Source organism: Paraburkholderia sp. GV068 (assembly GCF_003058125.1).
GTDB classification, from domain to species: Bacteria; Pseudomonadota; Gammaproteobacteria; order Burkholderiales; family Burkholderiaceae; genus Paraburkholderia; species Paraburkholderia graminis.
In genome coordinates this window covers 243,544-264,339 of sequence record NZ_QBUB01000010.1, presented here as the reverse complement: position 1 = coordinate 264,339, position 20,796 = coordinate 243,544, and the positions used below count along the sequence as shown (strand labels likewise).

Below are 20,796 nucleotides of genomic sequence, written 5' to 3'. Positions count from 1 at the left end.
GTTCGTATCCGTTACTTCGTTGAATGGTTTTCAGGCGGTGGCGAGTGCCATCACCTTTTCCTGCGATGCTTCCGCCCTGCTCAATTCGCCGCTAATGCGGCCTTCCCGCACCGTCAGAATCCGGTCGCTGACAGCAAGTACTTCGAGAAGATCGGAAGAGATGACGATCACGCCAATGCCCTCGACCGCGAGCCTCGCAATCAGCGCGTGCACCTCCGCCTTGGCTCCCACGTCAATCCCGCGCGTGGGCTCGTCGACGATCAGCACTTTCGGACTGCGCGCGACCCACTTGGCGATCACGATCTTCTGCTGATTACCGCCGCTCAGGTTGACGACCTTCTGCTCCACGCCCGGCGTCTTGATGCCCAGCATGCGCACGAAATGCTGGCAGCTCTCGCGTTCTCGCGCATGCTGGACGAACTGGAACGGCGAATAGCGCTCGAGATGCGTGAGGCTGAAATTCTCGCGCACGCTCATGCCGAGCACGAGCCCCTGGGCCTTGCGGTCTTCGGTAACGAAGCCCATGCCGGCTCTGATTGCATCGTGCGGATTGCGGATCTCCACCGGCTTGCCGTCGATCCTGATCGATCCCGTGCATGCCCGCATGCCGAAGATCATTTCCATTATTTCTGTGCGCCCGGAACCGACGAGGCCGGCAATGCCAAGCACTTCGCCGCGATGCAGCGTGAAGCTCACGTCGCGAATGCGGGGCGCCGCCCCTCTGACCGGTTTGAGCGACAGCGCCTGCACTTCGAGCACGGCCTCCCCGCTCGCATGAGAATCCGGCTCGCCGTAGAGTTCGCTCAACTCGCGCGCCACCATCATGCGCACGAGCGTCTCGCGGGTCATCTCGGCAATCGGCGCCGTGCCGACCGTGCGTCCGTCGCGCAGCACGGTCACGCGATCCGCGAGTTCGAAGATTTCCTCAAGACGATGCGAGATATACACCACAGCGATGTTCCGTTCGCGCAAGCGCTTGACGATCCCCAGCAGTATGCCCGTTTCGTGATGACTGAGCGACGCTGTCGGCTCGTCCATGATGATGGCCCTGGACTGCGCGCACAATGCCTTGGCGATCTCGATCATCTGCTGCTGTCCGACACTCAGTTCGCTGACGCGCGTGGCGGGATCGATATCCATGTCGATGGTGGCCAGCACCTCGCGCGCCTCGCGATACATGCGCGGACGGTCGATCAGCCCGAGCCGCGTGCGCGGTTCCCTCGCGAGAAAGATGTTCTCGCCGACGGTGAGATTGCCCACGACCGCCAGTTCCTGGTAAATGATGTTCACGCCGAGCGCGCGAGCGTGATGGCTGTCGGCCAGCGTGACTTCCTGCCCTTCGATGAGAATCGTGCCGCCTGCGTCGGGCGCATAGATACCGGTGAGTATCTTCATCAACGTGCTTTTGCCGGCGCCGTTCTCGCCGGCAAGCGCGAGCACTTCGCCCGCGCGGATCTCGAGATTCACGCGATCGAGCGCCTTGACGCCGGGGAAGGTTCTGGAGATGTTGCGCATCTCCAGAAACGGAACGCCTGTCACGGGGCTCATCACTTCGTATAGCTGGTCATGTTGTCCTTCGTGACCACGGTCACGCCCGTGTCGATGTCCTTCGGCTGGCCCTCCTGGCCCTGGATCTGCGCGACGAGATGGTCGACCGCGAGCGAGCCCATCGTCACCGGGCGCTGGACCATGATGCCCTGAATGTAGCCGTCCTTGAGACCTTTGAGCGTGTCCGGAAGATCGTCGAAGGCGAGCACTTCGAGCTTGCCCTTCATCGCGCCGAATTCCCGCGTGTTGAGCACTTTCGCGACCGCCGGCCCGCCGACCTGGCTCACGCCGAAAATGCCCTTGAGGTTCGGATGCGCGCGCAGCGTGGTTTCGACGACCGACACGCCGCGCGCCAGGTCGTCGTCGGTGCCTTGCGTCTCGACCACCTTGATGCCCGGATACTTCGCCAGGCCCTTCTTGATGCCGGCAATGCGTTCGTTCAGATTGACCGCGCCGAGCTGCCCCGTGATGATCGCGACTTCACCCTGACCGTTGAGCGCCTTGCCCATTGTCTCGGCCATGGTGGCGCCCGCCTGTTCGTTGTTCGTGCCGATATACATGGACCGGCCGCTTTTCGGCGAATCCGAGTCGTACGTCAGCACCTTGATGCCGCTTTGCTCCGCGCGCTTCATCACGCTCTCGACCGACTTCGGCTCATTGACAGATATCGCAATGCCATCCACGTGCCTTGAAATCAGATCTTCGATGATCTGCACCTGCGTGGAGCCCTGGGTGTTTTGCGGCACCACCCATTGGTATTTCACGCCGGCTTTGTCGGCCGCCGTTTTCGCACCCTTGTTGCAGTCGTCGAAGAACGGCACGGCGACTTTGGGAATGACGGCCACCGAAATATCTTTTGCGTCCTTCGCGTGAGCCGTTGTGCCGACCGACGCGGCCAGCGCGACCAACGCGCCCGCGGTAATACGTTGCGTGAGTTTCATGCATGTCTCCTGATGTTGTGTTCGCGGCATTCGGTATGACTCGTGTTTCTAGCGTTTCTAGCGTTCCTTGCGGCGCACGCGCCAGATGTCGATGCTGACGGCAATCAGAATCACGCAGCCGGTGATGGCCTGCTGCGCATAGGTATCGATATTGAGCAGCACCACGCCGTTCGTGATGATTCCCGCGAGCGCCGCGCCGATGATGGCGCCTTCCACGCTGCCCGCGCCGCCCGACAGGCTTGCGCCGCCGATGGCAGCCGCCGCGATCACGTCGAGTTCGGCGCCGAAGCCGGAGGCCGGCTCCGCCGATACGAAGCGCGAGAACGCGATGACGCCCGCCATCGACGCGATCAGTCCGGACAGCACATAGACCGAGAACTTGACGCGGGCCGTGCGCACGCCGGACAGGCGCGCGGCCACTTCGTTGCCGCCCGTCGCATAGACATGACGGCCGAAGCGCGTCTGCCGCATGACGATGGAAAAGACGGCTGTCATCGCCAGAAGAATGACGACCGGAAAGGGCACGAAACCGATATAGCCCTGACCGATGAAGGTGAAACTGTCGGGCACGTCGGGCGTGACGGGCACGCCTTTGGTGACGATGTACATGAGGCCGCGGCCGATCGACAGCGTGCCCAGCGTCGCGATGAAAGGCGGCAACTGTATCCACGTGATCATGAAGCCGTTGAACGCGCCGACGGCGATTCCCACGCCGAGCCCCGCGCCGATCGCCACCGGCGCGCTGTAACCGTGCTGGAAGGCAAGCGCGGTGACGAGCGACGACAAGCCCATGACCGAGCCCACCGACAGGTCGATGCCGCCTGTAATGATCACGAGCATCATGCCGATAGACATCAGCGCGATCAGCGAAAACGAGCGGAACACGCCCATCAGGTTGTTGGTCGTGAGGAAGTACGGCGAGAAGACGCTGATCAGCAAGCCGACCAGCAGCAGCACCGACAGCACGTTCAGCTCGCGTATCCGCAGACACGCCTTGATCCGTTCCGCGGTACGCGACGGCGCAGGCTGGGGTTCCTTATTCGACGATATTGCGGTCACCCATCGCTCCTCTTTGCAAGCCCGGAACAGATCATAGAGGCGCCGGCCCGCGGAAATCTGTGACGCCCGTCATAGATCCGTATCGGGATTCACCCGTAGATTGCCTGCGGATAGCGCGACGAAAGGCCCCGTGCCTATGACGCGCGTCACAGCATTCGCGCGAGGCGCGGCGTTAGGATGCGAGTGGTGTGATCAACGGCGCGGCACAACCGGACGGCTTTATGAACTGTAAAGGAGACAAGGCATGACCAAGCGAGTGATAGTGACGGGCGGCAGCGGACTTGCCGGCAAATGGGTCGTCGAGGATCTGGTGGCGCACGGCTATGAAGTGCTCAATGTGGACCGCGTACCGATGGCCAAAGGCACGGCGCGGACCCTGATCACCGACATCACCGATGCGGGACAGGTATTCAATGCGTTCGCATCCACTACAACGGCGAAGGAATTCGACGACGACATCGAGCCCAAGCCGATTGACGCGGTCGTGCATTTCGCGGCGATTCCGCGCATTCTCGTCACGACCGACAACGAGGTGTTCCGCATCAACGTGATGGGCACTTACAACGTGCTGGACGCGGCGGCGAAGCTCGGCATCAGGAAGGTTATCGTGGCTTCCAGCGAGACGACATACGGCGTGGTGTTCGCGCATCGCCATCGCGACCCGGCGTATTTTCCGCTCGACGAGGAGTACCCGGTGGACCCGATGGACAGCTACGCCACGTCGAAGGTCATTAATGAAGTGACGGCCAAGGCGTTTCATGCGCGCACGGGCTCGGACATTTACTGCTTCCGTATCGGCAACGTACTCGATCCCGAGGACTACCGGAAATTCCCCGTCTGGCTGAAGGACCCTGCGTTGAGAAAGCGCATCGCATGGAGTTATATCGACGGCCGCGATCTCGCGGCGGCCTGCCGTCTCGGCATTGAAAAAGACGGGCTGGGCTACACGGTGATGAATGTCGCCGCCGACGACGTCTCTTCGGACCGCCCGGTTGCCGAACTGCTGAAGACCTACTACCCGAATGTGCCGGTCAAAAAGCCGCTCGGCGAGTTCGAGACCTTGCTGAGTAACGAGAAGCTCAAGCGTTTGCTTGGATGGCAGCAGGCGTATCGGTGGCGCGAGCAGGTGTCGTCACAGTCGTAGGTCGTAGGTCGTAAGAGCCGTGCGCTGAGGCAAGGCCGCACCGCACCGGCATCGCTATGCTGCGCCGATGCGAAACACCGCGACTTGCCGGCTCAACTGCCGGGACTGCTCGTCGAGCAACTGGGCGCATGCGCTCGCCTGCTCGACGAGCGCCGCGTTCTGCTGCGTGATCGAATCCATCATGGTCAGTGCGGCGTCGACCTGCTCGATGCCGACGCGCTGCTCCTCGGCCGCGGCAGTCATCTCGCTCATTACTTCGCGAAAGCGTCCGGCTGCGTCGAGCACGGCCCGGATCGCGCCCTCCGCATGTGTTACGAGCGTCGAGCCGTCCGCCGCCGCGCCGACGGAATCCGCCACCAGCACGCCAATGTCCTTCGCAGCCGTCGACGCATGCTGCGCGAGAGAGCGCACCTCGGCGGCGACGACGGCAAAGCCCCGTCCATGCACGCCGGCCCGCGCCGCTTCCACGGCAGCGTTCAAGGCGAGGATATTGGTCTGGAACGCGATGCCCTTGATGATTCCCGTGATGTCCGCGATCTTCCTCGAACTGGCGTCGATGCGGGCCATGGTCTTGCTCACTTCCTCGACGGCATGATTGCCCTGGTTCGCGGCCGAGGCCGCCTCCTGCGCGACGCCATATGCTTGCTGCGCCCGCGTCGCATTGCGGCGCACCGTCTCCGTCAGCCCGCTCATGCTCGCGGCGGTCTGCTCGAGCGACGCCGCCTGTTCTTCCGTCCGCGCGGACAGATCCAGCGTGCCGGCAGCAATCTCACCAACGGCCGTACCGATCGATTCACAACTGTCGCGCACCGCCGTTACCGTTTGTGCGAGCCGCGCCTGCATCTGATGCAGTCCGTCGAGCAGTTGCCCCATTTCATCGGTGCGGTGACGGGCAACCGTGCGGCTCAGATCTCCAGCCGCGATCGCGTCGAAGTGCGCAAGCGCGTCGCGAAGCGGCGCAACGATCGCACGGCGCAGCGCCAGCCAGCTAAACGCCGCCGCGGCGACGCCGAACGCAAGCATCGCCGTCGATCCCGCAAAGAAAAGCTTGAAGTAGTGTTCCGCGTCGTCGTAGCTGCGTTTCGCATTGGCATACAGCGAGCGTTTGAGCGTGTCGTTCGCCGCGCTCATGTCGTTGAACAGCGTGCTCAACTGCGATACGCCGATCCGCTGCGCAGTCGACCGGTCACCTGACTGCAGCGCGTCGAGGAACGCTCGCATCGCGACACGCATTGCGTCGCGGCGCTGCCCCGCGGCGTCGATAAGAGACGCTTCGCCCGCTTCGTGCGGCTCGTTCACGAAACTGCGCCACTGTTCGTCCGATTGCTTGAGGAAGTCGGCGGCATGGCGAATCTGCTCCCCCGCGCGCGCGGTGTCCGTCGCGGCCATTGCACCGCCGAGCACGAGGCGGGTACGCGCCATCAGCAGTTCGGCGTTACCGATGTGGACCGCAGCCGTCAGCTTGTTCTCATAGGTATCGCGCGTCGCCTGGTTCGCACGCCATGCGCCCGCCAGTCCGAGCACGCCGATGGCGATCATCAGCGCGGCGAGCAACGCCATCGTCAACGCAATGCGCTGCTGCAACGAAATCGCCTTGCGCAGCCCGGCCGGTGCCGCCGCACGATCTGTCGCGCCGAACGCATCGGCGTTGCTAACCGGGTCCGGTTCGGAGACCGGTGTGGCCATGTCGGCGTTGGAAGCGTTGGAAGCGTTGGAAGCGTTGGAAGCGTTGGAAGCGTTGGAGGCGTTGGAAAAGGACAGCATGATGCGAACCTCTGCTTTTGAAATCGGGTAAATGCCGTGGACGCTATGACGCGTCGACTCGCGCACGGCCTTGCCCGTATATGCCGCGCCTGGTTGCGGCAAGCGGCGTTGAGTTACGCGATCGACTGGCTCGCTGCGCGGCGCCGGTTCAAGCCCAGCCAGACGGACAACAGCGCAATGAAGATGAAAACGCCCGACACGTTCATGAAAAGATCGGCAACCGGCCAATGCATCGCCAGCAGGACGCCTCCGAGCACCGAGCCGATTACCGAGCCGAGCTTGCCGATGCCGATAGCCGAGCCGACTCCGGCCGAGCGCAACATCGTCGGATACAGCATGCCGGCCACCGCATAGAGCGCAAACTGACTGCCGATCACGCATACCCCGCTCATGAACGACGCGCCGTAGAGCCAAAGAGCGGGCATCGGCATGCCGAGCGAGATGCAAACCGGAAGCCCGACCAAAGCGAGCAACAGAATCACCGCTATGCCGTAACGGTCCACGCATCGGCACAGCGCGAGCGCACCGACCGTCCCGCCGACCGGAAACATCATCGCGGCTTTCGCTGCCTGCGCCGCCGGCAACGCGCTCATGCTGAACAGAATCGGCAGCCAGTTCTGCAGAAAATGCAGTGCGAGCGAATTCAGGACAAAGAGCGCCCACAGCAAAGGCGTCACGCGGACAAGACCGTTGCCGAACAACGCGAGCGGTGTCGCGCGGATACGCTTTTCGTCCTGAACGATGTAGCGCGCAGCCTGGTTTTCCGCGTCGTCGAGAACCCTGTCCGAACCGAGACGGCGAGCGATGCGGGCGACTTCGCGCGGCGCCCGCCCCCTGAGGATCAGGAAACGGACGGACTCGGGCAGCACGGCGAAAGACACGAGGGCGACCGCAATGGCCGCGACGCCGCCCACCTCGAAGAGAACCGGCCAGCCGAAGCGCGGCAGCATCCACGAAGCGATCGCGCCACCGCCGCCGGCTCCGATCGAAAAGCCCGAGAACATTAGCGTGATCCATGTCGCGCGGCGTGCCTTCGGCGCATATTCCGACACCAGCGCGACCGTATTGGGCACCACGCCGCCCATGCCGATTCCCGCAACAAAACGCAGCACGGTCAATTGATCGAGCGATGCCGCCCGGCTGCACGCAAGTGTCAGGATGCCGAACCACAACACGCCGTAAATGATCGTGAGACGCCGTCCAATGCGATCGCCGAGAAAGCCCAGCAGCAACGAACCGACGAGCACGCCGACGAGGCCGTAACCGAACACATGACCGAACTCGGTGGCCTTCACGTGCCATGCGCGGACGAGCGTGGGCGCGGCATAGGCAGCGGCGACCTGATCGTAGCCATCGATGAGCACGATCACGAAGCACCATGCAATCAGGCCCAGCGAAAAGCCGCGCAACTTCTGCCGCTCGATGAGCGCGGTGATGTCAACGGCCGGGGCAACAGCGCAAGCGCTTTCGGGAAGCACAGTCATCGCGTGTATCTCCCATCGGCGCGGCGCATGGCGCGCGCCGACGCGCATCCAGAAGCACGTTCGAAGTACGGGCTCATCGGGTCTCCGTGGCTGCGGCCGTTCGCCTGTTTGCGGCGCCGGCCGGCTAATTGTATGAACGCTTCTGTCTGGTCCGGATCAGGAGTCGCCCAGCGCGGAACGCATCTCCTTGATGCGGGCGTCGTCCTGTTTATGCTGTTCGCCGAATCGCGCCTTGTACAACACCGCCAGCACGGTCGAGAAGATGGCGGCGACGAGAAAGAGTCCGGACGCCGCGTAAAACATCTGCGAGATCGGCAGATGCATGGACAGCAGAATTCCGCCGATCACAGGCCCCGATACCGAGCCGATCTTGCCGACGGAGATTGCACTGCCCACGCCCGCCGAGCGGAACGAGGTCGGGTAAATCATCCCCGCCACCGCGTACAGCCCGTACTGCGCGCCGACCACGCAGAAACCCGTCGCGAACACGGCGAACATGAGCCACGCCTCCGACATGCCATGCCCGAGGAAGGCGACCACGGGGCAGCCGACCGCCGGCAACGAGATGATCGCAAGCACGCCGTGACGGTCGACAAAGCGGCACAGGATCAGTCCGCCGAGCACGCCGCCCACCGAGAACATCGTTGTGATGACACCGGCGCTCTGCGGATTGATGCCGACACCTTCCATCAGAATGGGCAGCCAGTTCTGCAAGAAGTACAGCGCCATTGAATTGACGATGAATACGATCCACAGCAACGGCGTGATTGCGCGCAGGCCGTCGGAGAAAATCAGCTTGAGCACAAAGCGCTTCTTTTCCTGCACTTCGCCGGGCACGAACTGCGCGTCGGCGGGAAGCGCCAGTTCGGGGCGCAGACGCGCAACGAGCTTGCGCACCGTTTCGACACTGCGCTGACGCACTACCAGCAGCTTCGCGGATTCCGGCAGCGTCACGATCAGCAGGCACGCGACCGCGAGCGAGCCGATACCGCCCACGACGAACATCACCGGCCAGCCATAGCGATGAATGAGCGCCGACGAAACCAGCCCGCCGGACCCCGCGCCGATGGAAAAGCCCGAGAACATCAGCGTCACCCATGTGGCGCGCAACCGTTTGGGCGCGTATTCGGCGACGAGCGCAACCGAATTCGGCACTACGCCGCCCATGCCGAGACCGGCGATAAAACGCAGCAGCATGAGTTCGTGCAGCGAAGTTGCCCACACCGACAGAAGCGTCAGCAGACCGAAAAACAGACTGCCCGACACGATCGCACGCTTGCGGCCAAAGCGGTCGCCGAAATAGCCGAAGATGAACGAGCCGATCAACGTGCCGAACAGACCCGCGCCGAAGACCGGTCCAAAGCCGCCGCGTGCGACGTGCCACTCCTTGATGATGGCGGGCGCCGCGAACGACACGGCCGTCTGGTCGTAACCGTCCATCAGCATGATGAGGAAGCACCAGAACAGCAAGCCGACCGCGAAACGTCCTGTCTTCTGCTCTTCGATGAGTGTCGATATGTTGAATGTGCGCTCTGCTTGCATGTGCGTCCCAATATGCCGATCAGGCGGTGGGCGCAGTTGCCGCGCACGCCGCTTCGTTCTGTTTCCCGTTGGCGCCTGCGCCGGGAGCCTCAATATACGGCCCGGCAGCGGGCGACAGAATCAAAAAATCCCGATGATGAAATCGAAATTAGTGAACAAAGCCCGCCGCGTTACCCGGCACACGGCATCCGCGTCACGTCAAAACATCTGGTTGATACCGATACGTCCAACCGTCTGCGCACTCGAACTCGACGGCTGATAGCCGAACTGCTCCGCCTTCGCATTCGTGCCCGAGGCCCGTTGCAGGCCGACGCCTGCATAGATCTGCGTGCTCTTGGACAGATAGTGCGTGATGAACAGGTTGTACTGGTTGTACGTCAGCCCCTCGAACACGGAGCGGTTGTACGAAATCCCCATCACATAGAAGCGCTTGCCGCCGCTCAGGTCGATGTTGACGCCCACCTGATAGTTGCGCTCCGTCACCGAGCCCTGCGGATCTTCGAGCTTCACGTCCGTAAAGGTCGCGTGCGGAATGAAGTCGCCCACGACCACCGAGCCGCCGACCGCTATCGTGCTGTAACGGTCGGCGTTGAACAGGGTGCCCTGCTTGAGCCGCTGACCGAGTACCGAGGTCACGCCGAAGATACCGAACAGGTCGGCCGTGCGGTTGTGCGACATCGAATACGCCGCGCCCAGTTTGACTCTGCCGTTCTGGTAGCGCGCACCCACGCTGTACTGACGCCCTTCGCTGAAGTTCGTCTGGTTGCCAAAGGCGTTCATCGCACCGGCCTGGAAGCCGCGGTAGTCGATCGATTCGTACTTCACCGAGTTGTCGAGCGCGCGCGTGTTCGCGAGGCCGTCCAGATTGCCCACGGTGTAATACGACGAGATACCCGGCACCGAATTGTTCAACGCGCCCACGTACTCGTACACATAGTCGGGGATATGGCCGAGACTCAGCGAGCCGAAGCGGCTGTTCGTGATGCCCACGTACGCGTCCCGGTTGAAGAAGCTGGCCGGATTGATCTGCGTGCCCGTGTTGGTGAGAAAACCCGACTCCAGCCGCGCGAAAACCATGTTGCCGCCGCCAATGTCTTCCTTGATGAGAAAGCCGAAACGGTCCGGCGTGCGCTTGCCGGCCGACTCCTGATACAGATGCCCGCCGCGCGAGTTCGTCACGAAATCGACACCCACGTCGACGCTCCCGTAGAGCGTCACCGATGACTGCGCGAACGCGGGGCACCCCAGCACCAACGCGCACGCACCTGAGAACAGACTCGTCGTTTTCAACCCATGTCTCCAATGTCTTTTTTGTCGCCGGCCGCATGTCTGCTGACCGATCCTCATGTGGGTGACAGGCGCCGGTCTGCTGCGCGGTTCGCTGCCGTCTTCCAGATGTTGCCGGGAGTGTAGCGAATGGATTTAGGCTTTTGAATCGTGAATTATTTATCAACTCATCGAACAAAACGAATAAAGCTTTTAATGGTCGGTGAAAATACCAGGTAAGCGCGATTAATTGGCGCCCACGCTTCTATTAGCCAGAACCCGGTGCTACCATCCGCCGCGTCGGCATTAAGAACCTGCGTCTGGAGACTCGTATGGATATAAGAGGCATGCTGCCGCGGCGCATGGTGGTTGGAATCAGCGGCGCGTCGGGCGTCATATACGGCGTGCGGCTCCTGCAACTGCTGCGCAAGCTCGAAATCGAAACGCACCTGGTGATGAGCCGCTCGGCGCAGGTGACGCTCGCTCACGAATCGGACTTCAGCGTCGCCGACATCCGCGCGATGGCGAGCGTCTGCCATTCCAACACCGATATCGGCGCGTCGATCTCGAGCGGATCGTTCCCGGTGATGGGCATGATCGTCGCGCCCTGCTCGATCAAGACGCTGTCGGAAATCGCCACGGGCATGACCAGCGGCCTGCTTTCGCGCGCCGCGGACGTCACGTTGAAGGAGCGCCGCCGCCTCGTGCTGATGGTGCGCGAGACACCGCTGCACCTCGGCCATCTGCGCAGCATGACGGCGGTAACCGAGTCCGGCGCCATCGTCTATCCGCCCGTGCCCGCGTTCTACGCGAACCCCGAATCGCTGACCGACATGGTCGATCACACGCTCGGCCGCGTGCTCGACCTGTTCGGGCTGGACGCTGCCACGGTGCAGCGCTGGGGCATGTAGGCGCGCCGCCGTCTCTGCCGTTCAGGGCCACCGCGCCCTTGTCACAGCGCCTGTTCCGATTATCAAATTTCAGTGATGATCCATTCGGATTAATTTGCTTCTTTCGCGCGATTCGCTGAATTAAAGTGATTCCCGATTTCACCGCGTTGGCTACTTATAAAGATTATCGATCGATTCATAACGAAGATCGATAAAAGCGCTCATTACGAAAAAGGTCGAATCGTCGAATGAAGATAGTTATTGCAGGCGCCGGTATCGGCGGATTGACGGCCGCAGCCGCATTATTGAAAAAAGGTTTCGATGTCACGGTGTTCGAGCAGGCGCAGGCGCTCAAGGAGATCGGCGCCGGCGTGCAACTGAGCCCGAACGCCACCCGCGTGTTGTTTCGGCTCGGCGCGGGCGATGCGCTCGAGGGCCTTGCGTGCGAACCGCTCGGCAAGCGCGTGCGTCTATGGAACACCGGCCAGACATGGCGCCTGTTCGATCTCGGCGCGCAATCGCGCGAGACCTACGGCTATCCCTACTTCACACTGCATCGCGCCGACCTGCATCAGAAACTCGCCGACGTGGTGCGCTCCATGAAACCCGACGCGATCCGCCTGAACCATAAGGTGGAGAGCTTCTCGCAACAGAACGGCAAGGTGCTGGTGCAGGCCGTCAATGGCGAAACCTGCGAAGGCGATCTGCTGATCGGTGCGGACGGCGTGCATTCGCGTGTGCGGCACGCGCTCTTCGGCCCTGACGAGCCCGTGTTTTCCGGCGTGATGGCATGGCGCGGCGTGATCGACGCGAGCAAGCTGCCGGAGCACTTGCGTTCGCCTTACGGCGCGAACTGGGTCGGCCCCGGCGCGCACGTCATTCACTATCCGCTGCGCGGCAACGGTCTGGTGAACTTCGTCGGGGCGATCGAGAAGTCGGGCTGGCAAGTCGAATCATGGTCCGAACGCGGCACGCTCGACGAATGTCTCGCCGACTTCGAAGGCTGGCACGAAGATGTGCGCACGCTGATTTCCGCGATCGACATTCCGTATAAATGGGCATTGATGGTGCGCGAGCCGATGGCCCGCTGGAGCCAGGGCCACGCGACGCTGCTCGGCGATGCCTGCCATCCGACGTTGCCGTTTCTCGCGCAAGGCGCCGGCATGGCGATCGAAGACGGCTATCTGCTCGCGCGCTGTCTCGAACGCTATACGCACGACGTGCCGCAGGCACTGCAACGCTATGAGGCGCTGCGGCTCGAACGCACCGCGAAAGTCGTGCGCGGTTCGGCGGCCAACGCGACGCGCTTTCACAATCCGCAGCTTGCCCATGCGGAAGGCGCGGCCGCCTATGTGGACCGCGAGTGGAGCGAGGAGCGCGTGAAGGAGCGCTACAACTGGCTGTTCGAATACAACGTCGACGCGATCGAAGTCTGACCCGCACCGGGTTTTCGCGCGACGCTGCCCCGTACGATCCAGCAATACCAGGAGACACTGTGTCCATCCATCTCGATCCTCCAGCGCCGGTGCTCGGCCTGCATCATTTTGCGTGGCGCTGCCGCGACGCAGAGGAAACGCGTCACTTCTACGAAGACATTCTCGGTCTGCCGCTCGTGCACGTCATCCGCCTGGACCGCGTGCCGAGCACCGGCGAATATTGTCCCTACGTGCATCTGTTCTTCGAAATGGCGGACGGCTCGAACATCGCCTTCTTCGATCTCGGCGATGGAACCGCCGCGCTTGCCTCGCCGAATACGCCCGCGTGGGTCAACCACATCGCGCTGCGCCTGGCAACGCTCGAACAGCTCGAAACGATGAAAGCGCGGCTGACCCACAATGGCGTCGAGGTGCTCGGCGTCACCGATCATCACTTCGTCCGCTCGATCTATTTTTTCGACCCGAACGGCTTGCGTGTCGAACTGACGGTGCCCGTCGCGCCCGCCGAAGAACTCGCGGGTTATAGAATGCGGGCTCGGCCGGTGCTCGACGCCTGGACCGCTGAAAAGAACAAGACAGTGTCGGAGACACGCCCCGCATGAGCGCGCTCAATTCCACGCACGATCCGGCGCGGCGCAGCTGGATCGAATCGGCGAACGCCGGCAACGCGGATTTCCCCATTCAGAACCTGCCGTTCGGCGCATTCGTGCGAGGCGGCGAATTGCGCACCGGCGTCGCAATCGGCGATCGCATCGTCGATTTGCGCGCGCTGCACGACACGGCGCTGCTGGAAGGCGACGCGGCGCTCGCCTGCGCGTCGGTTCGCGACGGTACGCTGAACGCGCTAATGGCGCTCGACGCCCGCCATGTGAGCGCGTTGCGTGGCGCACTGTCGGCGCTGCTCGCGCAGAACGCGCCCGCACGCTCGCGGCTCGAATCGTCGATCGACGCCGTGCTGCCGCAGATGAACGATGTGCAACTGACACTGCCGTGCACGATCGGCGACTACACCGACTTTCTGACGTCGCTTCATCACACCGAGCGCCACGGCCGCTACAAGGGCCTCGCCGATCCGCTGCCGGCCGCGTTCAAATCGCTGCCGATCGCGTATCACGGCCGGGCTTCGTCGCTGCGCGTGAGCGGCGGCGAAGTGCGGCGCCCGTACGGCCAGTATCGCGACGCGGAAGGCCGCGTGTGTTTCGGGCCCGCGCCGATGCTCGACTTCGAACTGGAGCTGGCTGCCGTGATCGGCCGCGGCAACCCGCTGACGCAAGCCATTCCGATCGACGACGCCCGCGCGCACATCTTCGGTTACTGTCTGCTCAACGACTGGTCGGCGAAGAGCATTCAATGGTTCGAGCAGGTACTGGGGCCGTTCCTTGGAAAGAGCTTTCATTCGAGCATCTCGCCCTGGATCGTCACGGACGAAGCGCTCGCCCCGTTTCGCAAGGCGGCGCCCGCACGCGCCGCCGGCGATCCGGCGATCCTGCCGCATCTTCGCGGCGTGCAGGACCAGCAAAGCGGCGGTCTGGATCTGCAGTTGTTCGCACAACTGTCCACGGCTGCGATGCGGCGCGACCACATCGAGCCTGTGCGAATCACGCACACGCATCTGGACAATCTCTACTGGACGTTTGCGCAGATGGTCGCGCATCACACGAGCAACGGCTGCAACCTGCGCACGGGCGACCTGCTCGGCAGCGGCACGATCTCCGGTGCGAGCGATGAATCGCGCGCCTGTCTGACCGAACTGACCGACGCGGGCAAGAAGCCGCTTGCGCTGCCGAGCGGCGAATCGCGCATCGCGCTCGAAGACGGCGACGAGATCGTGCTGAGTGCGCGTGCGAGCGCGCCCGGCGCAGTGTCGATCGGCTTCGGCGAGTGCCGCGCGCGCATCGCGCCGGCGTTGCCGTATCCGCACGCGCCGTATCCGCAGGCGCCAAACGCGCTGCCGCACGGAGAACACTGAACCATGACGACGCTCAACGGCTTCGCGCAGTTCGGCGGCGGCCCGCATAAAGTCATCGCGCTGAACGGCTGGTTCGGCAGTTCGGCCGACTGGAACGCGCTCACGCCCGCACTCGATCCCGAGCGCTTCAGCTACGCGTTCTTCGACTATCGCGGCTACGGGCTTTCGCGCGACAAAGACGGCGAATTCACCTTCGACGAAGTGGCAAGCGACGTACTTGCGCTCGCGGACCATCTCGGCTGGCAGCGCTTCAGCCTGATCGGCCACTCGATGGGCGGCATGGCGATGCAGCGGGTGATGCTGGCGGCGCCCAGGCGCATCGTGAAGATGGCGGGGGTGTCGGCCGTTCCCGCGTGCGGCTCGCGGATGGACGAGGCGCGTCTCGCGATGTTTGCCGCCGCAATCGGCGACGTGACGAAGCGCGCGGGCATCATTCACTTTTCGACGGGCAGCCGGCTCGCCGCACGATGGAGCGCGCACCTCGCGCAGCAATCGGAGCGCGAATCGCGCCGCGAGGCTTTCGCGGCCTATCTGCCGCATTGGGCCACCGGCGACTTTGCCGCACAGGTGGAAGGCAATCCCACGCCGGTCAAACTCTTCGTGGGCGAACACGATCCGGCCATCACGGCGGAGCTGACGGCGCGCACGTGGCTGACGTGGTATCCGAATGCCGCCGTGGAAACCTTGACCAATGCAGGGCATTACGCAATGAACGAAGTGCCGGTGGCGCTGGCGACCGCACTCGAAAACTGGCTCTCGGAGCCTTAACGGACCGCGCTAAGCAGTCAGGCACGCGCGCCAACACAACCGGCGCGATGCAGGAGACACCATGTACGAGACCACCTATCTGCGCGCCGCATCGCTTGACGAAGCCGTCGGCTGGCTGCGCGAGCATGAAGAAGCGCGGCCGCTGTCGGGCGGCATGACGCTGATTCCCACCCTCAAGCAGCGCCTCGCCGCGCCCTCGCATCTGATCGATCTCACGCGCATCGACGCGCTGCGTGGCATCGAAGTGCACGGCAGCGTTTTACGCATTGGCGCGCTGAGCAAACACGCCGAGGTTGCGGCGTCGAGCGTCGTGCGCGGCGCGATTCCGGCGCTTGCCAGCCTGGCTGGCGTGATCGCCGATCCGCAGGTGCGCAACCGCGGCACGCTGGGCGGCTCGGTCGCCAACAACGATCCCGCCGCCGACTACCCCGCCGCCGTGCTCGGTCTGAATGCGCACGTCGTCACGTCGTCGCAACGGCGCATTCCCGCCGACGAATTCTTCGTGGATACCTTCGAGACCGCGCTGCGCCCGGACGAACTCGTGACCGCAATCGAATTTGCGATTCCGCTGCGCGCGGCCTACGCCAAGTACCGGCATCCCGCGTCCGGCTACGCGGTGGCCGGCGTCTTCATCGCCCAGTACGACGATACGATCCGCGTCGCGGTGACGGGCGCGGGCGCGTCGGTGTTCCGCTGGTTCGATGCGGAAAACGCCTTGCAGCAGGACCTTTCGCACGCGGCGCTCGCGTCGCTTTGCATCGACCGCAATACGCTCCCCGACGACGACAACGCGTCCGCGCCGTATCGCGCTCATCTGATCGAAACCTATACCCGCCGCGCACTGCAGGCGCTGCTTGCGTCGTAACTGCGTCGTCACAGCGGACGCTCATCGAGGAGACAAGAATGGAATTTACTGGATCGCAAACCATCGCGGCATCGCGCGAACAGGTCTGGCAAGGACTCAACGACGCAGCCGTGCTGCAGGAATGCATACCTGGTTGCGAATCGTTCGAGGCCGAAAGCGAAGACCGCTACAAGGCGGTGGTGGTGGCGTCGGTCGGGCCCGTCAAGGCGCGCTTCAAGGGCACGCTCGAACTGTCGGATCGCGATGCGCCGAGCGGCTACCGGATCGTAGGCCAGGGCGAAGGCGGTATCGCGGGCTTCGGCAAGATGACCGCAACCGTGACGCTCGCCGATGCCGAAGACGGCACGCTGCTCACCTACGTGGCCGACGCGCAGGTCGGCGGCAAGCTCGCGCAGATCGGCTCGCGGCTTGTCACGTCCGTGGCGAACAAGCTCGCCGCCGAATTCTTCAAACGCTTCAACGCGACGCTGAGCGCAGCGAGCCAGGCCGCGCAATGAGCGCAAGAACCGGAAACACAGGTGAATCATGGTTGATGTCCAATTGCAGGTGAACGGCGCGGACGTCGCGCGCGACGTGCCCGACAACACGCTGCTGGTCGAATTCCTGCGCGAGCAATTGCGCCTCACGGGCACGCACGTGGGTTGCGATACGAGCCAGTGCGGCGCGTGCACCGTGCTTCTCGACGGTCAGGCCGTCAAGTCGTGCACCGTGCTGGCCGCGCAGGCGAGCGGCGGCCAGGTCGTCACGGTCGAAGGTCTCAACGCAACGTGCGGCGGCAAACTGCACCCGGTGCAGGCTGCTTTCGTTCAGTGCCACGGTCTGCAATGCGGGTTCTGCACGCCGGGCATGATCATGGCAAGCGCCTTCTATCTGCGCCAAGAGCCGGCGCTCGACCAGGCGAGCATCGCTCATGCGCTGGAGGGCAACATCTGCCGCTGCACGGGCTATGTGAACATCATCGAGGCCGTTCGCCACGCGGCTCGCGAAATGTATCCGGATGCGCCGTTCGCCAGGACGGAGGCTCACTCGTCATGATCGGCAAACCGATACCTCGCGTCGAAGACCAGCGCTTCGTCACCGGCAACGGCCAGTACACAGACGATATTCACGTCGACGCACAGTTGCATGCGGCGTTTCTGCGCTCGCCCCATGCGCACGCCGTGCTGCGTTCGATCGACATCGCCGCCGCCCGCGAAGCGCCCGGCGTGATCGCGGTACTGGCGGGCCAGGATTATCTCGACGACGGCTTCAAGGGGGTGGACCATGTGCCGAATCCCGTCGATGCCATCGACGCGACGAAGAAGGCTTTCCTCACGTCGCTGACCGGCTCGATCTTCAATCAGCCCCATCTCCCGCTGCCGGTCGACCGGGTGCGCCATGTGGGCGAAGCGATCGCGATGGTGATCGCGCAGACGCCGCTGCAGGCGCGCAACGCGACCGAACTGATCGACGTGGACTACGACGTGCTCGACGCCGTGATCAACGGCAACGACGCGATGCAGGACGGTGCGCCGCAACTCTGGGATGGCGCGCCGGGCAACCTGTGCTTTCAGACCCAGATCGGCGATCGTGACGCCGCGCGCGCGATCATCGCCAAAGCGGATCATGTCGTGCGCCGCGAGTTTCATCACAGCCGGCTCGTCAATTGCCAGATGGAGCCGCGCAGCGCAATCGGCGCGTACGACGCGGCAACCGGCGTCTACACGCTGATCTCCGGCAGTCAGGGCGCGGTGCGCCAGCAGCTTTGCCTCGCCGCGGCGCTGAAAGTGCCGCCGGCGAACGTGCGCGTGATTTGCCCGGATACCGGTGGCGGCTTCGGGCCGCGCTCGTTCATCTATGTCGAACAGCTTGCCGTCGTATGGGCCGCGCGCCGCATCGGACGCCCGGTCAAATGGACGAGCGATCGCAGCGAAGCGTTTCTGTCGGACTACCAGGGGCGCGACGCGATCATCCGCTCGACGATCGGTTTCTCGAAAGACGGCCGCATGCTCGCCATCGACAACGAGTGGATCGGCAACGTCGGCGCCCACACGGTCTCGTATGTGCCGATGTCGAACGGCACGCGCATCATGACGACCGTCTACGACGTACCGGTGGCCGCCGTGCATGTGAGCGCGGTCCTGACCAACACCGTGCCCACGGCGCCGTATCGCGGCGCGGGCCGCCCCGAAGCGACGCATGTGATCGAACGTATGCTCGATCTTGCGGCCGCCGGCTTAGGTATTGATCGCGCGGAGATTCGCCGGCGCAATCTGGTGCCGCGAGACAGGCTTCCGTATCGCAGCCCGATGGGTCTCACATACGACAGCGGCGATTTTGCGCGCAACATGGCGCGCGCGCTGACGCTCGCGCAATGGGACAGCTTCGCGGAGCGCCGCGAGCAGTCGCGCGCGCAGGGACGGCTGCGCGGCATCGGCCTTGCGAACTACATCGAATCGCCGGTGGGCGCGCCGCGTGAGCGCATCGAACTGACGGTGCGCGCCGACGGCGGCATCGATATCGTGTCGGGCACGCAGTCGACCGGCCAGGGACACGAAACCACGTTCGCGCAGGTGGTCGCGCATCATCTCGGCGTGCCGATGGAAGCCGTCAAGCTGCGCACGGGCGATACCGCGTTCGTGAGCGTCGGCGGCGGCAGTCACTCGGACCGCACGATGCGGCTCGGCGGCATGCTGCTCGTGGATACCGCGCAACAGATCATTGCGGCCGGCAAGCGCGTCGCCGCGGTCTTGCTCGATGTGGACGCAGCGAGCGTCGAATTCGCCGACGCGCAATTCACCGCGCCCGCGAGCGGCCGTCGAGTGAGCCTTGCCGGGATCGCGCAGCATGTGGCGAAAGACGGCCTGCCAGGCGACCCATCGGCGAAAAAGCTGCACGCCCACGCGGAAGTCAGCACGCGCGTGCCCGCCCATCCGACCGGCGCGGCCGTCTGCGAACTCGAAGTGGACCCCGACACCGGCGCGGTCGAGCTGGTGAACTACACGTCGGTGGACGACGTGGGGCAGCCGATCAATCCGCTGATCGTCGAAGGCCAGGTGCATGGCGGCCTCGCGCAGGGAATCGGCCAGGCGCTCTCGGAAGGCTTCTACATGGATCGCCAAACCGGCCAGGTGCTGACCGGCTCCTACATGGACTACGGCGTGCCGCGCGCCGGCGTGATTCCGCCGCTCAACGTGGAGCTGACGGAAGATCCGACGCAGGGCAATCCGCTGCGAGTGAAAGGCGGTGGAGAAAGCGGCATCACGCCGGCTACGGCCACCATCTTCAACGCGCTGGCCGACGCGCTGCGCGACTACGGCAGCGACGAACTCGCGATGCCGGCCACGCCCAGGGTGATCTGGGAATACATACACCGCGCGCAAGGAGGCGCTCATGTCGACTGAATCCGTGACTATCCGCCGTGAGGGCGCGTTGCTCGAAGTCGTGCTCGACCGTCCTGAGAACGGCAACCTGATCGACCAGGCGATGAGCGATGCGATCATCGCCGCCATGACCACGATCGACGACGACACCAAGCTCGTGCGCATTGTCACGAGCGGCAAGGACTTCTGCAAAGGACGCCAGTCGCCGATGCCGCCGGCAGGCGCGAAGCCGTCGGCGGAAACGCTGCGCCGCGTCGTCGCCGCGCCGCCGCTCGCGCTCTACGATGCGCTGAAGGCGGTGCGTGTGCCGGTGCTGTCGGTCGTGCGCGGCGAGGCGATCGGCGTGGGCTGCGCGCTCGCGGGCGTTTGCGATGTCGCGCTTGCCGCCGAGGACGCCGTGTTTCAGATCCCCGAGATGGAGCGCGACATTCCGCCGACGCTCGTCATGTCGGCGCTGATCGGACGCGTTCCAGTCAAGACAGTTGCACACATGGTGCTGAGCCGCGCGCGGCTCTCCGCGCACGAAGCGCTGGCGGCGGGGCTCGTGAGCCGCGTCGTTGCATCCGCCTCGCTCGACGCCGAAGCCGGGGCGCTCACCGAAACGCTGCTCGGCTGCAGCGCCGTCACGCTGCGCGCCGTCAAGCAGTTCCTGCATCTCGCTCCGGAGATGCCCGCCGCGGCTTCGAGCGGCTTTGCCGCCCATCTTGCAGCCACTGCGCTGTCAGCCCGCTTCTGAGGGCCGCGCGCCGCCCCTCGCA

At 64.0% G+C, this 20,796-nt stretch carries 19 protein-coding genes; 12 read left to right on the top strand and 7 right to left on the bottom strand.

Features of this window, described 5'->3' with window-relative positions:
* Positions 1–30: 30 nt before the first annotated feature.
* The 3 genes from C8K18_RS21360 to C8K18_RS21350 are packed head-to-tail and all read right to left on the bottom strand — an operon-like array spanning position 31 to position 3,548.
* Positions 31–1,548 carry a sugar ABC transporter ATP-binding protein gene (locus C8K18_RS21360; protein WP_107709627.1) on the bottom strand — a complete coding sequence of 506 codons (1,518 nt, stop codon included), beginning with the start codon at positions 1,546–1,548 and terminating at the stop codon, positions 31–33.
* The gene (locus tag C8K18_RS21355; RefSeq protein WP_006049734.1) at positions 1,548–2,489 is read right to left on the bottom strand and encodes a sugar-binding protein; all 942 of its coding nucleotides are present in this window, start codon (positions 2,487–2,489) and stop codon (positions 1,548–1,550) included. The genes C8K18_RS21360 and C8K18_RS21355 overlap by 1 nt, the downstream gene beginning before the upstream one ends.
* A gap of 57 nt (positions 2,490–2,546) precedes the next feature.
* Entirely contained in the window at positions 2,547–3,548 is a 1,002-nt protein-coding gene (locus C8K18_RS21350; RefSeq protein ID WP_181324938.1) for an ABC transporter permease, read from the bottom strand.
* Positions 3,549–3,792: 244 nt separating this feature from the next.
* Here C8K18_RS21350 and C8K18_RS21345 point away from each other — a divergent pair, with 244 nt between their 5' ends.
* Positions 3,793–4,692: an NAD(P)-dependent oxidoreductase gene (locus tag C8K18_RS21345; RefSeq protein ID WP_006049736.1), complete on the top strand. Its 900-nt coding sequence runs from the start codon at positions 3,793–3,795 to the stop codon at positions 4,690–4,692.
* Positions 4,693–4,746: 54 nt separating this feature from the next.
* Here C8K18_RS21345 and C8K18_RS21340 read toward each other — a convergent pair whose 3' ends face one another.
* Positions 4,747–6,252: a methyl-accepting chemotaxis protein gene (locus C8K18_RS21340; protein ID WP_258196171.1), complete on the bottom strand. Its 1,506-nt coding sequence runs from the start codon at positions 6,250–6,252 to the stop codon at positions 4,747–4,749.
* Here C8K18_RS21340 and C8K18_RS33760 point away from each other — a divergent pair.
* The gene (locus C8K18_RS33760; protein ID WP_258196170.1) at positions 6,221–6,487 is read left to right on the top strand and encodes a hypothetical protein; all 267 of its coding nucleotides are present in this window, start codon (positions 6,221–6,223) and stop codon (positions 6,485–6,487) included. The genes C8K18_RS21340 and C8K18_RS33760 overlap by 32 nt on opposite strands.
* Positions 6,488–6,569: 82 nt before the next feature.
* Here the strand turns inward: C8K18_RS33760 and C8K18_RS21335 are convergent, their stop codons facing one another.
* The 3 genes from C8K18_RS21335 to C8K18_RS21325 all read right to left on the bottom strand — a co-directional run bounded on the left by C8K18_RS21335 (position 6,570) and on the right by C8K18_RS21325 (position 10,772).
* Complete coding sequence (locus C8K18_RS21335) at positions 6,570–7,940, bottom strand: MFS transporter (RefSeq protein ID WP_107709687.1); 1,371 nt, start codon at positions 7,938–7,940, stop codon at positions 6,570–6,572.
* 156 nt (positions 7,941–8,096) lie between these two features.
* On the bottom strand, positions 8,097–9,482 hold the full coding sequence (locus C8K18_RS21330; RefSeq protein WP_107709626.1) for an MFS transporter: 1,386 nt from the start codon (positions 9,480–9,482) through the stop codon (positions 8,097–8,099).
* Positions 9,483–9,680: 198 nt separating this feature from the next.
* Entirely contained in the window at positions 9,681–10,772 is a 1,092-nt protein-coding gene (locus C8K18_RS21325; RefSeq protein ID WP_107709624.1) for a porin, read from the bottom strand.
* Between the two features lie 308 nt (positions 10,773–11,080).
* Between C8K18_RS21325 and C8K18_RS21320 the strand changes: the two genes are divergently transcribed.
* The 10 genes from C8K18_RS21320 to C8K18_RS21275 all read left to right on the top strand — a co-directional run bounded on the left by C8K18_RS21320 (position 11,081) and on the right by C8K18_RS21275 (position 20,774).
* Positions 11,081–11,659 carry a UbiX family flavin prenyltransferase gene (locus C8K18_RS21320; protein ID WP_006049741.1) on the top strand — a complete coding sequence of 193 codons (579 nt, stop codon included), beginning with the start codon at positions 11,081–11,083 and terminating at the stop codon, positions 11,657–11,659.
* A gap of 227 nt (positions 11,660–11,886) precedes the next feature.
* Entirely contained in the window at positions 11,887–13,074 is a 1,188-nt protein-coding gene (locus tag C8K18_RS21315; RefSeq protein ID WP_107709622.1) for an FAD-dependent monooxygenase, read from the top strand.
* Between the two features lie 59 nt (positions 13,075–13,133).
* The gene (locus C8K18_RS21310; protein WP_181324937.1) at positions 13,134–13,676 is read left to right on the top strand and encodes a VOC family protein; all 543 of its coding nucleotides are present in this window, start codon (positions 13,134–13,136) and stop codon (positions 13,674–13,676) included.
* Positions 13,673–15,043 carry a fumarylacetoacetase gene (gene fahA, locus C8K18_RS21305; protein ID WP_107709620.1) on the top strand — a complete coding sequence of 457 codons (1,371 nt, stop codon included), beginning with the start codon at positions 13,673–13,675 and terminating at the stop codon, positions 15,041–15,043. Before C8K18_RS21310 ends, fahA begins: the two co-directional genes overlap by 4 nt.
* A 3-nt stretch (positions 15,044–15,046) precedes the next feature.
* Entirely contained in the window at positions 15,047–15,811 is a 765-nt protein-coding gene (locus C8K18_RS21300; RefSeq protein ID WP_107709618.1) for an alpha/beta fold hydrolase, read from the top strand.
* Positions 15,812–15,872: 61 nt separating this feature from the next.
* Positions 15,873–16,676, top strand: a complete 804-nt coding sequence (locus tag C8K18_RS21295; RefSeq protein ID WP_107709616.1) for a xanthine dehydrogenase family protein subunit M — start codon at positions 15,873–15,875, stop codon at positions 16,674–16,676.
* 38 nt (positions 16,677–16,714) lie between these two features.
* The gene (locus C8K18_RS21290) at positions 16,715–17,173 is read left to right on the top strand and encodes a carbon monoxide dehydrogenase subunit G (RefSeq protein ID WP_006049747.1); all 459 of its coding nucleotides are present in this window, start codon (positions 16,715–16,717) and stop codon (positions 17,171–17,173) included.
* Positions 17,174–17,201: 28 nt separating this feature from the next.
* Positions 17,202–17,711 (top strand): (2Fe-2S)-binding protein, encoded by a 510-nt coding sequence (locus C8K18_RS21285; protein ID WP_006049748.1) that lies wholly within the window; start codon positions 17,202–17,204, stop codon positions 17,709–17,711.
* Positions 17,708–20,059 (top strand): xanthine dehydrogenase family protein molybdopterin-binding subunit, encoded by a 2,352-nt coding sequence (locus tag C8K18_RS21280; protein WP_006049749.1) that lies wholly within the window; start codon positions 17,708–17,710, stop codon positions 20,057–20,059. The genes C8K18_RS21285 and C8K18_RS21280 overlap by 4 nt, the downstream gene beginning before the upstream one ends.
* On the top strand, positions 20,049–20,774 hold the full coding sequence (locus C8K18_RS21275; protein ID WP_107709614.1) for an enoyl-CoA hydratase/isomerase family protein: 726 nt from the start codon (positions 20,049–20,051) through the stop codon (positions 20,772–20,774). Before C8K18_RS21280 ends, C8K18_RS21275 begins: the two co-directional genes overlap by 11 nt.
* Positions 20,775–20,796 lie beyond the last annotated feature (22 nt).

What these genes read in the sequence shown, in the direction of transcription:
- C8K18_RS21360 (WP_107709627.1), bottom strand. Translation starts at nt 1,548, where the DNA reads ATGAGCCCCGTGACAGGCGTTCCGTTTCTGGAGATGCGCAACATCTCC.
- C8K18_RS21355 (WP_006049734.1), bottom strand. Translation starts at nt 2,489, where the DNA reads ATGAAACTCACGCAACGTATTACCGCGGGCGCGTTGGTCGCGCTGGCC.
- C8K18_RS21345 (WP_006049736.1), top strand. Translation starts at nt 3,793, where the DNA reads ATGACCAAGCGAGTGATAGTGACGGGCGGCAGCGGACTTGCCGGCAAA.
- C8K18_RS33760 (WP_258196170.1), top strand. Translation starts at nt 6,221, where the DNA reads ATGGCGATCATCAGCGCGGCGAGCAACGCCATCGTCAACGCAATGCGC.
- C8K18_RS21340 (WP_258196171.1), bottom strand. Translation starts at nt 6,252, where the DNA reads ATGGCGTTGCTCGCCGCGCTGATGATCGCCATCGGCGTGCTCGGACTG.
- C8K18_RS21335 (WP_107709687.1), bottom strand. Translation starts at nt 7,940, where the DNA reads ATGACTGTGCTTCCCGAAAGCGCTTGCGCTGTTGCCCCGGCCGTTGAC.
- C8K18_RS21330 (WP_107709626.1), bottom strand. Translation starts at nt 9,482, where the DNA reads ATGCAAGCAGAGCGCACATTCAACATATCGACACTCATCGAAGAGCAG.
- C8K18_RS21320 (WP_006049741.1), top strand. Translation starts at nt 11,081, where the DNA reads ATGGATATAAGAGGCATGCTGCCGCGGCGCATGGTGGTTGGAATCAGC.
- C8K18_RS21315 (WP_107709622.1), top strand. Translation starts at nt 11,887, where the DNA reads ATGAAGATAGTTATTGCAGGCGCCGGTATCGGCGGATTGACGGCCGCA.
- fahA (WP_107709620.1), top strand. Translation starts at nt 13,673, where the DNA reads ATGAGCGCGCTCAATTCCACGCACGATCCGGCGCGGCGCAGCTGGATC.
- C8K18_RS21300 (WP_107709618.1), top strand. Translation starts at nt 15,047, where the DNA reads ATGACGACGCTCAACGGCTTCGCGCAGTTCGGCGGCGGCCCGCATAAA.
- C8K18_RS21295 (WP_107709616.1), top strand. Translation starts at nt 15,873, where the DNA reads ATGTACGAGACCACCTATCTGCGCGCCGCATCGCTTGACGAAGCCGTC.
- C8K18_RS21290 (WP_006049747.1), top strand. Translation starts at nt 16,715, where the DNA reads ATGGAATTTACTGGATCGCAAACCATCGCGGCATCGCGCGAACAGGTC.
- C8K18_RS21285 (WP_006049748.1), top strand. Translation starts at nt 17,202, where the DNA reads ATGGTTGATGTCCAATTGCAGGTGAACGGCGCGGACGTCGCGCGCGAC.
- C8K18_RS21280 (WP_006049749.1), top strand. Translation starts at nt 17,708, where the DNA reads ATGATCGGCAAACCGATACCTCGCGTCGAAGACCAGCGCTTCGTCACC.
- C8K18_RS21275 (WP_107709614.1), top strand. Translation starts at nt 20,049, where the DNA reads ATGTCGACTGAATCCGTGACTATCCGCCGTGAGGGCGCGTTGCTCGAA.